The following is a 13,880-nucleotide window of genomic DNA, read 5'->3' as shown; positions in this document are numbered from 1 at the left end:
TTTCTGAAAGGAGTATCGCTTTGTGAAAAAACTATCGTTTTCTCTGCTCATCAGTTTGTTCACTTTCGTGTTATTGGCCGGCTGTTCAGCCAAAGAATCAGAGCATGTAGACAATGGTTCGGCAAAAACGGAAAAACACCGGGTCGTAGCAACGACAGTCGCAGCTGCTGAGATTATGGATGCGCTGGATATTGATTTGGTGGGAGTTCCGACAACGAAAAAGGCGCTTCCTAAAAGATATAACGGCCTTCCTGAGGTGGGCAACCCGATGAAACCGGACATGGAAATCTTGAAGTCGCTCGAGCCGACTGAAGTGCTCTCTGTCACAACGCTCAAATATGATCTGAAGGACTCTTTTAAAGGAGCAGGCATTGCAGCGAATTATTTAAATCTTGAAAGTTTGGCAGATATGGAGAAAACCATTCGAAAGCTCGGTTCAGTCTATGATCGGAAGGAAGCGGCGGAAAAACTCGTGAAGCAGTTTGAAGATAAAAAGAAGTCGGTTCAGGCAAAAGTCAAAGGGAAAGAAAAACCGAAGGTGCTCATTTTGCTTGGTGTTCCCGGAAGCTATTTGGTAGCAACGGAAAACTCTTATATAGGCGACCTCGTCCGGATAGCAGGCGGTCAAAACATTGTCTGGGGAGAATCAATGGAATACTTGGCATCAAACACGGAGTATCTGAAAAAATCGAATCCTGACATTATATTACGCGCTGCTCACGGAATGCCTGATGAAGTCGTGGACATGTTTGATAAGGAATTTAAAACCAACGATATTTGGAAACATTTTGATGCTGTAAAACATAATCGTGTATATGACTTAGAGGAAAGCCTGTTTGGCACTACAGGAAATTTGAAAGCCAATGAAGCACTTGATGAGCTTGTGAACATGATATATCCGTCATGAATGGCTCAGCGATTTTGATGATAAAAGGACGTTCAAAATGAAAAAAACATGGATCAGTTTTCTTATTGTAATTTTTTTGATTGTCGCCGTTTTCATTTACTCCGCCGTCACCGGAAGCATTAAAGCCGGGCCGATTGAATTGATAAAAGGACTGATAACAGGGCGAAGCGAGCAGGTGGAGATCATTAAAGATTTGCGCTTTCCGCGTATGTTCGTCTCGCTGTTTTCAGGAGCGGCGCTGTCTGTATCAGGGGTTCTTCTGCAATCTGTCATGAGAAATCCTCTGGCTGATGCCGGTGTGATCGGAATATCGTCCGGTGCAAGTTTACTGTCTCTCATGGCTGTCACTGCACTTCCTCAATTTTACTTTTACACTCCCATTTTTGCTTTTTTAGGTGGGGCGTTGGCTTGCTTTCTCGTTTACTCATTGTCTTGGAAAGCGGGGCTCAGTCCGCTCAGGCTTATTTTGACCGGTATTGCCATTAATGCGATGTTCACAGGGCTGACGGAGGCCTTTGTATCAATTTGCAGCTATTTTAATATTACGATTAACCAGTCTGCCGTCTCTAATCTGACGATGAAGACGTGGAGTGATGTCCACCTGATTGCGGTATACGGAATCGTCTGTATTGCAGTGGCTTTGTGTCTCAGCTCATGGTGCAACATCCTTGCGTTGCAGGACAAAACGGCGAAAAATCTCGGTATCCAAGTCGCGAAAGCAAGGATCGTCATTTCGGTTATCGCCGTGCTGCTCGCGGCCGTAACGGCTGCCGTTGCCGGTGTGATATCCTTTGTCGGGCTGCTTATCCCTCATATCGCAAGGCGTGTGGTCGGTTCAGACCACCGGGTTTTGCTGCCCTTTTCTGCGCTTGCAGGCGCTTTGCTGATTTTAACGGCGGATACGATCGGCAGAACCCTTGTCGCACCGAATGAAATTCCCGCATCGACGATCATGGCCGTCATAGGCGGACCCTTTTTAATAGTTCTGCTGAGAAGGAGTGATCGGATCAATGGAAATGAATAATGTGACCTTTTCCTATGAGAAGAAAGGGATCAATCGGGTGAAGTCCTTGACAGCTTTCGTCGATATGGGAAAAATAACAACGATTATCGGACCGAACGGCTGCGGCAAATCGACGCTTCTTTCGCTGATGGCGAGAAATTATTTGCCGGATAGAGGGGAGATCGTCCTTGACGGCAAGTCTATCGAAACATTTAAACCAAAGGAATTTGCAAAAAAATTAGCAGTTGTTCATCAGCAGAACGAAGCTCCGTATGATATGACAGTCGAACGCCTGGCAAGCTTCGGTCGAATCCCTTATCAATCAATGCTTTCCCAGAAAAAAGAAGAAGATGAGGAAGCGGTTGAATGGGCTCTAACATGCACCAATCTGCTGGACAAAAGAAAGAAAACCATTGCTGCTTTGTCAGGCGGAGAACGACAAAGGGTATGGATCGCGATGGCACTTGCCCAAAAAACGCCCATTCTGTTTCTGGATGAACCGACGACATATCTTGATATTTATTATCAGTTTGAGATTTTGGAGCTGATTAAAAAATTAAATGAAAGACATGGTTTAACCATTGTTATGGTGCTGCATGACATTAATCAGGCCGTACGCTACAGTGACAGCATTTGGGCCATGAGAGAAGGCGAGCTGATCTTGAAGGGGAAGCCTGAAGAAATGATGACGGAACAGGTTATTAAACAGATTTACGGAGTGGAAGTCATGATCAAATCAGACGAAGAAGCGGGCATGTATATTGTGCCGATAGGGATTTGACAGAGCGGGTGAAAAAATGAAGCGAACGGGTACCGATCAAAAGAAAAAATCATCGCCATTTCAAAGGCTGCTGACAGTCATCTGTTTATGCGTTTTGATATACAGCGGGTGGCAACTTGCAGGTGAGCTGTTTGGATATTATCAAAACCGCAAAGTGCTGGCAGAAGCGCAAACGATGTTTGATAGGAATGCTGCAAAAGCGGAGAATAAGCGGGGGATCCGCCCCCAGTTTGATCAGCTTCGTAAGGTCAATAGAGACATCGTCGGCTGGATTGAATTGAAGGATACGATGATCAATTATCCAATTGTGCAGGCTGAGGACAACGATTTTTATTTGTTTCGCAACTACAAAAAGGCAGATACAAAAGCGGGCAGTATTTTTATGGATTACCGCAACAGCGTCAAAAACGAAAGCCCCAACACGGTTATATACGGACACCGGATGAAAGACGGCTCCATGTTTGCACAATTGACGAAGTACTTAAAAAAGGATTTTTTTGAAGCTCACCGGACGTTTCATTATGACACTCTGTACAAGAGCTATGAAGCAGAAATTTTTGCGGTGTATAACACAACTGTTGATTTTGACTACATTCAGACGGATTTTCAAGACCTTGGAGAATACGCGCAATTTCTTCATCAAGTTAAAAATAAGTCAATCTATCAAACAGATACAGATGTGTCTACAGATGATCTCATTCTTACGCTATCGACATGCGACTACTTTCTTTCATCGGAAACAGGCCGCCTTGTCGTTCAGGCAAAGCTGAAGGAAGTAACATGAGACATCCCGATAATCAGGAATAAAAAAAGAAAGGTGTGTTGAAGTTGAGACGCTGTCAGATTACAGCATTGGTGATGGTACTCATGATGATTGCGGCAGGCTGCGGGCAGACGGCATCCAAGTCAGCAAAGGAAACATCCGAAGGCAGCGTTCATATCCAAGATTTTGCGGGCAGGGATATCACCTTTGATAAGGTGCCTGAAAAGATCGTTGCGCTTTCAAACGGAGACATGAGCATCGTCTATGCATTGGGGGGAGAGGTTGTCGGGAGGCCGTCGGCTGAACTCCCTTCATCTTTGAAAAAAGCGGAACATGCAAAACAAATCGGAACGACTCATCAAATGGATTTGGAGCAAATCACAAGTTTAAAGCCTGATGTTGTTTTAGGGAATAAACAGCTGAATGAGAAAGACATCTCTTCAATTGAAGGAATTGGGTCAAAGCTTGTGCTTACACAAGCGAACTCAGTGAAAGATATTCAGAAGCAAATCACGCTTTTCGGGAAGATGCTCAATAAGCCGGCTCAAGCGAAAAAGCTTAATAATCAAATCGATCAAAAGATCGCTTCTCTAAAAGGTTCCTCAAAAGGGATTCGAACTTTGGTCGTATATGGTGCACCAGGAACATACATGGCTGCACTTCCGAATTCACTGAGCGGAAATTTGCTTGAATTGGTCGGCGGAAAAAATATTGCTGCTGACGCTCCTGCAATTGAACAGTTCCCGCAATATGCTCAAATTAATACTGAAAATGTTATCCGGTCTGATCCGGATCTCATTCTCCTCATGACTCACGGAAATGCAGAAGAGGTTAAAAAAGGCTTTTTAAATGAGATGGAGCAAAATCCCGCCTGGAATGACGTAAAAGCGGTCAAAGAAGGGAGAATCGAGATTCTGCCCAATGACTTATTTGGTACAAACCCAGGCGCAGCAGTTATTGATGCACTCGATTATCTTGAGAAAAAAATGAGGACGGCAGCCAAATGAGAATGCAGACTGTGCTTACTGAAGAAAAAAGAAATTTGAGAAGGAAATGGCTTTTTCCAGTTATGTTGGCAGCACTTCTTCTCGTCATGTTTTATGGGCTGACTCTTGGCTCTGTGCATATTTCACTGGCTGATATATGGGCCGTCTTTACGTCCCGGTCAGATCCTGTAAACGAAAAAATCGTCATGGATTTGCGCTTGCCCCGCGTATTGACCGGACTGCTTGTCGGTGCAAGTTTAGCCGCTTCAGGCTCACTGCTGCAAGGAGTCGTAAAAAATCCGCTTGCAGATCCGGGAATTATCGGCGTAACAGCAGGCGGAGGACTAGCGGCTGTGACTTGCATGATCCTGCTTCCTCAATATATCTATTTGCTGCCGGCAGCAGCATTTCTAGGCGCTTTTCTTGCGAGCCTTGTCGTATACGGACTGTCTTGGGATCAGGGAACATCTCCATTGAAGCTGATTTTGGCAGGGGTAGCCGTCAATGCGCTGCTGGGAGCAGTGATGAACGGTTTGATGGTGGTTTACAGTGATCGCGTTCAAGCGGTGCTTCCATGGCTTGCGGGCGGTTTGAACGGAAGAAGCTGGCATCACTTGGGCTTCATGGCGCCTTATGCCATTGGCGGACTCGTGCTCTGCTTGTTTGCAATAAAGCCTGCAAATATTTTGAGGCTCGGGGATGATTCAGCCAAGCTCCTGGGCCAGAATGTGGAGCTGACACGGTTCTTCTTAATTGTGCTGGCTGCGCTGCTTGCGGGTGCGGCTGTAAGTGTGGCGGGTCTGGTCGGTTTTGTCGGCTTGGTTGTTCCCCATGTGATCAGGCTGCTGATTGGTGATGACTATCGTTTTCTGCTGCCGTTGTCTGTGCTATGCGGAGGGATTCTTGTCGTACTGGCGGACACTGCTGCGCGTGTCTGGTTCTCGCCGGTTGAGCTGCCGGTCGGCATTTTGCTGGCTTGTCTCGGAGCACCTTTTTTCCTTTATTTGTTAAAAACGAAAGGAGGCATATGACGTGTCAGTCATTGATCTGCAGAACATCTGTCTCAAACAGGGGGATTTTTCATTTTCTTCAGTTTCTTTGTCGGTTCCAAAAGGGAAAATCACGGGGATTATCGGTCCGAACGGTTCGGGAAAATCGACTTTGGTTAAAATCATCGCCAAGTTGATCCAGCCTAGGGAAGGCACTGTATATATTCATGACGGCCTCCTTACAGCGATGAGCCGGAAAGAGCTCGCCAGGGAAATAGCGGTACTTATGCAATCCAAAGAAAGAGTGCCCCAAATGACAGTCCAAGAGCTTGTGACATATGGAAGAACGCCCCATCGCCCTTTCTACAAAGGTCTCAGCCCCCGTGATCATGAAGCTGTTCATTGGGCAATGGATGTCACCGGAATTGAGGAAAATGCAGACAGAATGGTGTATACACTATCGGGGGGAGAAAGGCAAAAAGTATATATCGCGATGGCGCTTGCCCAGAAAACGAAGACATTGATCCTTGATGAGCCGACCACATTCCTGGACATTGCCCACCAGCTTGACGTTATGGAGCTGCTGAAGGAGCTAAACGAAATTCACGATTTGACGGTTTTAATGGTGCTGCATGATTTGCAGCAGGCTGCTAAATATTGTGATTATCTGATTGCGATGAAAGGAGGCGATGTCTTTCAAACAGGTGCGCCAAATGAAGTTATGAACGAGTTTTTTTTTCAGGAGTTATACGGCATAGAGGCCGAAGTCGAGATAAGAGAGTACCCGCGTATTATGCCAATCGCAACAATTAAAAAGAAAAAAGGGGGAGAGTCAGTATGATTATCGTTAATAATCAAGTGCAAGTCAAAAAAGGCTGTGCCGATCAGTTGGTGCAGCGTTTCAATAAACAAGGGCAAGTCGAATATATGGAAGGCTTCCTCGGAATGGAAGTGTGGGTGACTCGACATACGACTGACTACGATGAAGTGATTATTACGACGCGCTGGAATCGAAAAGAAGACTTTACAAATTGGACGAAAAGCCAGGCGTTTCGGGATGCGCACTCACATGGAAAAGAAAAGCCCGATTTCATTATAAAAAATAAAATTGCTTACTACGATGTTCTTGTGACAAGACAGGCTTTGCGCAAAGATGCGTAATTATGAAAAATAAATCAGCTTGCCGGAGAAGCCTCAAAAATAGGCTTCCCCGAGAAGCTTTGTAGTTAAAATAAAAATAGAATCATCCTTAACGTCCAATCTCAAAAAAGGGAGTTAGATGTCTTCAAATTTACTATTAGTGGTGTCCCAAAAAGACCATCTTTCAATCTAGGTAATAAATAAAAAAAAGGCCAGTTTTCAATCATTCCGGCCTCTTTTTTATGTCACTTCCCCTTCGCCCGCTTCCTTTTCTCCTTCTCCGCCCGTTAAAACTCATGAAACATTTTCATCAGCGCGCGTTTCTCAGGGCTCTGCTAGATTTCGAGCTCCTTCGCGATTTCGCGCCTGCGTTTTCTCTTTCTTCAAATCAAGGCCGAAGCGGCCGGCGATGACTTCTTTGTCTCTCCCACCTGAGGATGTCGATGTGTTTTTTGACTTTTTCAAGCTCCATGGCTGAGCGGGATCGTGTCGATGGCGTCTTTGTTTTCCGATTTGATAAGCCTTCAGGTGTAGAAGGATGGATTAAGGGAAAATTCTTTGGACAATTAACACAATTGGCCAGGATACACTTATGAAGTTTGAGGTACATACGGTACTATAAATGTGGAGGTTAATTATGCAGATTATTAACTGGAGAAAACGCAGTACGTTTAAAGAGGAGAAATTCATAGTCTTGAACAAACTCTGAACATCGAGTTTCCGTTAGATTTCAGAGAGTACATTAAAAGAATTCAATGGCTGTTCTCCAGTAGATAAGCGTGTTGTTATTTTTGAGGGATTTAGAGAATCGATGAATAATCTACTAAGCATGGAGACCCAGAGAGACCAATTGGACTTTAATAACTTTAAGGATAGATTAGTTGACAACCTTATTCATTTTAAAACAGATGCAGGGGGCAACTTATTTTGTGTTGATTATAGAGATTCTGCTAGAAATCCCACTGTATTTTTTGGGGATAACGAAGAAGCATTTGAGAATCCAGAAGCTGCGGTAACCTATGTCTGTGATAATTTCACTGAATTTATTAATAGTTTGAGAGTATGATGAGGAGGAGTAAAGTGATCTCCATGTTAAAAATAGAGTTAGTGTCCCTTGTGGAGAGACTAATGGATCCTGAAACAGATGATGAAACTATAAGTGAATATATCGACATTTTAGAAAAAAACGTACCACATCCATCACCTAGTGACCTAATTTTTTGGAGTAATGAGGATTATTCGGCCGAGCAAATTGTTGACATAGCCCTTAACTACAAAGAATAGGGGGATTTTGAGGCGTCGTTTAATTTCGTTTTATTCCTTATTTTTAAAAGGAAAAAAGCATGTGACCAAAATAATCATTAAAAAAAGGACATACAGGAGCCCGAAAAATATGGAAGAGAGACTCATATAAAGGGGAATAGATGATGATTCAAGAAATAAATTGGCTTAGTCCATCGATGCGTACCGATAAAAACGTAGTTGAAATTAGAAGTTTTAAAGAGTCTTTTAATTTTCTTCTGACAATTGAAAGAGATAAGTATTTAGGGATACAAGAAGATTACGACTCTGATCTGACGGCGTTCGCCTGGTCCTCAAAGGAGCTGAAGCTTTAACAAACCTTACGGTGAAATCAAAAAAGAGGCTTGCCTGACAGCGCCTCTTTTTGATTTTTAAGGATGTGATGAACTATCGTTTTTGGCAGAGTGGTGCAGTGATAACACTTCCTTGGCAGTGGCCATATCTGTTATGAGGAAATCAATCCATCCCCCGCGCAATGCCGCCCCAATCGCCGCTGCTTTTTTTCGGCCGCTTGCGATGGCCATTACATTTTGGGCGTTTTTTAATTCATGTACCGATAAACCGATCATTCTGGATTCCTCTTCGCACTTGATCACGTTTCCGTTTTGATCTAAAAATGATGTGCACACGACCGCTTCAGCACCTTTGTCCCTTAATCGATGAAGATCCTCCTTGCTGAAATAACCCGAAGTGACAATTGTATCTTCTTCTGATACGGTTCCGATCCCCACCACAGATACAGCGGCTTGACGGGCAAGTTCAATCACGTCAGAGATTTCCCGTTCAGCCATGATAATATCCCTCGCCTGTTTTGACACGACAACGGCGGGTGCGTTGATCAAAAAGTATTTTGACTTTAATTTTTCGCCGAATAATCTTGTATTTGAGTTTGCGTGCCATGTCGCACCTTCGGCACCCCAACCGCCGACAAGGGGAACAAATTTCAGGTTTTTCCGCGAAAAAAAAGGCATTTCCTGGGCGAGGAGATTGACGCTCTTTCCAGCCATTATCCCAATAATGTCGTGATGTTTGATGATGGATTCCAGCAATACGGCACCGGCTCTTGCAAGGTGCAGGTCGATCATCTGCTGGTCGGCGTCCGGCACATTGATGACGACGGCGTTTTTTATACCGAATGTTTCCTTAAGCTGTCGTTCGTATTGCTGTTCATCACCATAAGGATTTTTAATTGTAATTTGGACGATTCCTTCCGATTTGGCCGTGCTCAGCATCCTGCTGACATGTGAACGGGAAACAGAAAGCTGCTCGGCGATTTCCTGCTGGCTCAATCCATCAAGATAGTAGAATGTGCTTATTTTGACAAGCTGACGAGTTTTTTCTTCATTGATGTCCGGCATTTTGACCTCTCTTTCTTTTGAACAAATGTTCAAATGTTCACCATTGAAATTATGTTCAGTGAGGAGATATAATAAATGTGCAAGAAAATTTTTCTAGTTGAGCAGAGTAGAGTGGAATTGAGCAGAGTAAGTCAATCAAGCAACAGAAAAGGCACCGATCGGTCGCGAAACACATCAGGCGGCACCTTCGGGTCGTTCGTTTTTCTGCTCTATTCCTCTACTTCATTGTAGAGGATTTCTTTTTTTTATCAAAGAAATTCTTTGCAGAAAGACGGGGGGATATATTATGAAAACTCAAGTTGCAGGAAAGTTTGGCAAGTACGGCGGCAGGTTTGTCCCTGAAACGCTCATGAGCGCGCTGGTTGAGCTCGAAGAAGCTTACTTACGGTTCAGGGAGGATCCCGATTTCGTAAATGAAGTCAGGCAGCTGCTGAAGGATTATTCCGGCAGGCCGACCCCGCTTTATTATGCGGAAAGGCTTACCCAGCATTTGGGCGGACCCAAGATTTATCTGAAACGGGAGGATCTCAATCACACGGGGGCTCACAAGATTAACAACGCGATTGCACAGGCCGTTTTGGCAAAGCGGATGGGAAAGAAAAAAATCATCGCCGAGACCGGAGCGGGGCAGCATGGGGTAGCCACCGCCACAGTTGCAGCGCTTTTAGGAATGGAATGCAAAATCTTTATGGGTGAGGAGGATATCCATCGTCAGCAGCTGAATGTCTACCGGATGCAGCTGCTTGGGGCCGAGGTCGTACCTGTTTATTCAGGCTCAAAAACGCTGAAGGATGCCGGCAATGAGACGCTTCGCTACTGGGTTGCCAATGTAGAAGATTCTTTTTTCCTGTTTGGAACAGCCGCAGGTCCGCACCCGTATCCCATGATGGTAAGGGATTTCCAAAGAATCATCGGCGATGAAACCCGGGAGCAGATTCTGGCGAAAGAAGGGCGTCTCCCCGATTCTATCATTGCGTGCGTAGGCGGAGGCAGCAATGCTATAGGGATTTTCTACCCATTCTTAAACGACTCGCAAGTTCGTTTAATCGGTGCCGAGGCGGGTGGAAAAGGATTGGATACGAATGAACACGCCGCCACATTATCCATGGGCTCTCCGGGTGTTTTTCAAGGATCGATGAGCTATCTTCTGCAAAGCAGTTCCGGTCAAGTACAGCCGGCGCATTCTGTTTCAGCAGGATTGGATTATCCGGCGGTCGGGCCTGAGCACGCTTATTTGAAGGACTCGGGCAGAGTTGAATATGCTGCTGTCACAGATAAAGAAGCACTTGAAGCCCTTCATGTACTGAGCCGGATTGAGGGAATTATTCCCGCTTTGGAAAGCTCGCATGCCTTGGCTCAATGTGTGAAGCTGTCATCAGAAATTTCCAAAGACCATTTGATGATCGTCAATATCTCGGGAAGAGGGGATAAAGACATGGATACGATCATGAAACATTCCGGAGGTGAGGTTCATTGAATCCGATTGATCAGACCTTTGCGCGATTAAAACGGGAAGGTAAGCCGGCCTTTATTCCGTATGTAACGGTCGGCGACCCCGATATTAGCACGTCATTAGACATTTTGAAAGAACTGCAAACCGCGGGTGCCAGCGTCATTGAATTGGGTGTGCCTTTTTCAGATCCTTTGGCAGACGGACCCGTTATTCAAAGAGCTGCCTTGAGAGCATTAAAAAACGATGTCAGCATATCGGATGTCATCAGCCTTGCGAAATTGGCCAGGCAGGAACAAATTCATACACCGCTCGTATTATTTACCTATTTTAATCCACTTTTGCAGCTTGGGATTGAAAATGCGTTTTCAATGATGGAGGACTCGGGCATAAACGGAATTATTGTTCCGGATCTTCCGGTAGAGGAGGGTGGGGAGATACGCCATATTTGTACGCAGAAGAACATCCATTACATTCCCTTGGTGGCCCCTACTTCCGAGGGACGGATTGAATCGATCGTCAATCACGCTTCCGGATTTGTTTACTGTGTTTCTTCTTTGGGAGTCACCGGTGAACGGCAAAACTTTCACAATGATATTGAAGGATTTTTAGCCGCCGTTAAAAAGGCGACTGCTTTACCTTTGGTCGTGGGCTTCGGCGTTTCCAATGCCAAGCAGTTCAAAAAGCTTTCATCTCATTGCGACGGGGTAGTGGTGGGCAGTGCGATCGTTCATACAATTGAAAAAAGCCTTCCTCTGCTTCAGCATTCAAACACCTACACCGACGGATTATTACGCATAAGGGGGTTTGTAGATGATTTAATTCCTGTGTGACAAAAGCCGGCTTGCTGCGAATTGGTTTTAGGTGATCCATCTAAAAGAGTTTAACATCCACTTCTTAGTTTTAGACTTTGCGACAAAGCTCTTAAAATCATTGGGAGTGAGAATAATGTTAGATGTAAAGAAATCCTATCAAGAGAGAAATACCGATTATTTTACGGATGACTACTACAAGTATGTTTCTATATTGCGGGATTACAAGGGGCCTGTGCGCAGAAAGGAATCTTACTACGCCGACAATTTTAGGGAGAAAGGCAACGCTTTATTTGAATGCTTAGGGATTGAAATCGTTCATCAGCTGCACTGTCAATTGAAATGTGAATACTGTTATGTAGCATTGGATACTAAAAGCGAGTCGATTAAACCGGTGCCGGTTGAAGAAATTATGAACATCATTGATCAAGCGGTAGAGGTTGATGAAGTCACAGGGAAAACGCTTTTTGGTCAAATTGCATTCATCGGCGGAGAACCGACTTTGCACCGCCATTTGCCAAGTCTCTTGGAATACACCTTAAGCAAAGGATTGACCCCGATACTGGTCACCAACGCAGTCAAGCTGGCAAAAATTGATTATGCAAGAAAGGTGTGCCTCCCCGGAACGGTTATTGTCACCCACCTGCCTTATCTTGATAAAGAAGGGGATAAGGAACATGATAGAATCACCAGATTTCCGGGTTACACCAAAACATTAGAGACGGCGATCCAAAATATTTTGACGATCAGAAAAGAGCTGAATGCCGTCGGCCAGGATTTTGAAATTGTCGGCGACTTTGTTTTAAGCAATCAAACACTTCAATATGCGTTTGGAGTACACAAATTTTGCAGAAAGAACGGCATTAACCCATTTTTTGAACGGATGAGGATTTCTGATGATCAAAGAAATCACCATCTTGTTCCCGGCAGGGACGATATGAAAGAACTGCTGAACAAAATCTTTGAATATGATAAGACCCATTATCCGCAGCTTATCTTTAAATCGGACGAGGTTCAGGAAAAGGACGTCTTGCTGAAGAAGATCGAATATTTGATTACTCCTGCTTTCGCCAACGCCTGTTCCATGACACAGACGGGAATTCATGTGAAATATAACCAAAATGGCTTTGGAGAGGCTTTGTCATGCGTCGGCCAGTCTATTCCGCATGGAAACCTCCGAAAGAACAGTTTGCAGGAAATCGTCAATCAGAAAATCAAATCGCGCATATTCAGCGAACAAGAAACATTTATAGTAGGTCCTTGCTCCGTTTGTGAATTATATCACTTAATCGGATGTGAGGGAGGATGCCGAGGCAATGCCAACAGCACGTTTCACTGCGGTCGGGCGTCTGATCCGGAGTGTTTGTTCCTTAAAGAAGAATACAGAATGAACAAATCGGTCATGGCTCCTGAAAATTGCGACGGGTGCCCGGTCAGCGATTGGGCTCCATGCAGCAGCTATGTTCAAAGCGAAAGTATATTGAAATGATGTTCGCAAAAACGGAGATGTCGATCCTGAATTCACAGCTTTTCAGAAAAGAATGGGAAGAGTTATGTGAACTCAAGGAGAGGTATAGGCAGACCGCTCTGAAGAAGGAGTAATCTGATTGGAACAGCTCTCCGTTCCGTTTTTGAGATAAACAAACTCGTTTTTTTGAATTTTTTGAATAGAATATGTACGAATTAAAAATTGTTCCAATTTCAAAAAAGCACCTTGAAAGGTGCTTTCAGCTTATCGACAAAGTCACAAAAAGTGGCTTCATCGACAAGCTTTTTTTGTTAAAAGGCAACACGTTTCAGTTGCAAAGGACACGCACACTATAAGCAGCTTACAAAAACTTCCGTGGAGTAATATTTTTAAGAAAAATAGTTGACACCCCCGCTACTCGTTGATACAATATACTCGTAGTAAGTAATGCTGAATAGCGTGATTTCCCAATAGCTATTCAGCAAAAATTTCCCTTAGTACTAAGTTATACTGAATATAAGTCGGACAAAATAGGGGAGGTTCTGAACATGGAAAATTTAACTGAAATGCTGAAGGGTTCGCTGGAAGGCTGCGTGCTGGAAATCATCAGCCGCCATGAAACCTATGGCTATGAGATTACCCGCCGCCTGAACGAGCTTGGGTTTACCGAAGTGGTGGAGGGGACGGTCTACACCATCCTCATGCGATTAGAAAAGAAAAAACTTGTGAACATAGAAAAGAAACCGTCAGATATGGGACCGCCCCGTAAGTTTTACTCACTTAATGAGGCTGGCCGCCAGGAGCTTGAATTGTTTTGGAAAAAGTGGGATTTTGTATCATCAAAAATCAACGTCTTGAAATCAACCTAGCTTCATAAGATATTCCGTCCAAAATTTTTTAGAGTGTCTTGTTCACCTTTAT

16 protein-coding genes and 1 pseudogene are annotated in these 13,880 nt (G+C 44.4%); 15 read left to right on the top strand and 2 right to left on the bottom strand.

Annotated features, from left to right (window positions below; all coding sequences use genetic code 11):
* Window positions 1-22: 22 nt before the first annotated feature.
* The 8 genes from isdE to isdG all read left to right on the top strand — a co-directional run bounded on the left by isdE (window position 23) and on the right by isdG (window position 6,590).
* Window positions 23-907, top strand: coding sequence for a heme ABC transporter substrate-binding protein IsdE (gene isdE / locus R5H20_RS15740; RefSeq protein WP_006637679.1), 885 nt, complete (start codon window positions 23-25; stop codon window positions 905-907).
* A gap of 37 nt (window positions 908-944) precedes the next feature.
* On the top strand, window positions 945-1,931 hold the full coding sequence (locus R5H20_RS15735) for a FecCD family ABC transporter permease (protein ID WP_006637678.1): 987 nt from the start codon (window positions 945-947) through the stop codon (window positions 1,929-1,931).
* The gene (locus R5H20_RS15730; RefSeq protein ID WP_006637677.1) at window positions 1,918-2,691 is read left to right on the top strand and encodes an ABC transporter ATP-binding protein; all 774 of its coding nucleotides are present in this window, start codon (window positions 1,918-1,920) and stop codon (window positions 2,689-2,691) included. The genes R5H20_RS15735 and R5H20_RS15730 overlap by 14 nt, the downstream gene beginning before the upstream one ends.
* A gap of 16 nt (window positions 2,692-2,707) precedes the next feature.
* Window positions 2,708-3,475, top strand: a complete 768-nt coding sequence (gene srtB, locus R5H20_RS15725; RefSeq protein ID WP_006637676.1) for a class B sortase — start codon at window positions 2,708-2,710, stop codon at window positions 3,473-3,475.
* 74 nt (window positions 3,476-3,549) lie between these two features.
* Window positions 3,550-4,461 (top strand): ABC transporter substrate-binding protein, encoded by a 912-nt coding sequence (locus R5H20_RS15720; RefSeq protein ID WP_034326494.1) that lies wholly within the window; start codon window positions 3,550-3,552, stop codon window positions 4,459-4,461.
* Window positions 4,458-5,471, top strand: a complete 1,014-nt coding sequence (locus R5H20_RS15715; protein ID WP_006637674.1) for a FecCD family ABC transporter permease — start codon at window positions 4,458-4,460, stop codon at window positions 5,469-5,471. Before R5H20_RS15720 ends, R5H20_RS15715 begins: the two co-directional genes overlap by 4 nt.
* Window position 5,472: 1 nt before the next feature.
* Window positions 5,473-6,270, top strand: coding sequence for an ABC transporter ATP-binding protein (locus R5H20_RS15710; protein WP_006637673.1), 798 nt, complete (start codon window positions 5,473-5,475; stop codon window positions 6,268-6,270).
* Window positions 6,267-6,590 (top strand): heme oxygenase, encoded by a 324-nt coding sequence (gene isdG, locus R5H20_RS15705; protein WP_006637672.1) that lies wholly within the window; start codon window positions 6,267-6,269, stop codon window positions 6,588-6,590. Before R5H20_RS15710 ends, isdG begins: the two co-directional genes overlap by 4 nt.
* Window positions 6,591-6,856: 266 nt before the next feature.
* Here the strand turns inward: isdG and R5H20_RS15700 are convergent.
* Window positions 6,857-7,090: pseudogene (locus R5H20_RS15700) on the bottom strand (RNA polymerase subunit sigma-70); the annotation flags it as partial.
* A 206-nt stretch (window positions 7,091-7,296) separates the two neighbouring features.
* Here R5H20_RS15700 and R5H20_RS15695 point away from each other — a divergent pair.
* From R5H20_RS15695 to R5H20_RS15685, 3 genes are all read left to right on the top strand, one after another.
* On the top strand, window positions 7,297-7,635 hold the full coding sequence (locus R5H20_RS15695; protein ID WP_224254547.1) for an SMI1/KNR4 family protein: 339 nt from the start codon (window positions 7,297-7,299) through the stop codon (window positions 7,633-7,635).
* A gap of 23 nt (window positions 7,636-7,658) precedes the next feature.
* Window positions 7,659-7,853 (top strand): bacteriocin immunity protein, encoded by a 195-nt coding sequence (locus R5H20_RS15690; RefSeq protein ID WP_034326497.1) that lies wholly within the window; start codon window positions 7,659-7,661, stop codon window positions 7,851-7,853.
* A 140-nt stretch (window positions 7,854-7,993) separates the two neighbouring features.
* Complete coding sequence (locus tag R5H20_RS15685) at window positions 7,994-8,185, top strand: hypothetical protein (protein WP_152419320.1); 192 nt, start codon at window positions 7,994-7,996, stop codon at window positions 8,183-8,185.
* A gap of 57 nt (window positions 8,186-8,242) precedes the next feature.
* On the opposite strand, the gene R5H20_RS15680 is transcribed toward R5H20_RS15685, so the two are convergent.
* Window positions 8,243-9,229, bottom strand: a complete 987-nt coding sequence (locus tag R5H20_RS15680) for a sugar-binding transcriptional regulator (protein WP_006637668.1) — start codon at window positions 9,227-9,229, stop codon at window positions 8,243-8,245.
* Between the two features lie 286 nt (window positions 9,230-9,515).
* Between R5H20_RS15680 and trpB the strand changes: the two genes are divergently transcribed.
* The 4 genes from trpB (at window position 9,516) to R5H20_RS15660 (ending at window position 13,828) form a co-directional block, all read left to right on the top strand.
* Complete coding sequence (gene trpB, locus R5H20_RS15675; protein ID WP_006637667.1) at window positions 9,516-10,706, top strand: tryptophan synthase subunit beta; 1,191 nt, start codon at window positions 9,516-9,518, stop codon at window positions 10,704-10,706.
* Entirely contained in the window at window positions 10,703-11,512 is an 810-nt protein-coding gene (gene trpA, locus R5H20_RS15670; protein ID WP_006637666.1) for a tryptophan synthase subunit alpha, read from the top strand. The genes trpB and trpA overlap by 4 nt, the downstream gene beginning before the upstream one ends.
* Before the next feature lie 115 nt (window positions 11,513-11,627).
* Window positions 11,628-12,980 carry a radical SAM protein gene (locus R5H20_RS15665; RefSeq protein ID WP_006637665.1) on the top strand — a complete coding sequence of 451 codons (1,353 nt, stop codon included), beginning with the start codon at window positions 11,628-11,630 and terminating at the stop codon, window positions 12,978-12,980.
* Between the two features lie 527 nt (window positions 12,981-13,507).
* Window positions 13,508-13,828, top strand: a complete 321-nt coding sequence (locus tag R5H20_RS15660; protein WP_006637664.1) for a PadR family transcriptional regulator — start codon at window positions 13,508-13,510, stop codon at window positions 13,826-13,828.
* The last annotated feature ends 52 nt before the right edge of the window (window positions 13,829-13,880 follow it).

This window comes from Bacillus sp. KICET-3, from assembly GCF_033261025.1.
Lineage (GTDB): Bacteria > Bacillota > Bacilli > Bacillales > Bacillaceae > Bacillus > Bacillus sonorensis.
This window is presented reverse-complemented; position numbering and strand designations above follow the sequence as displayed.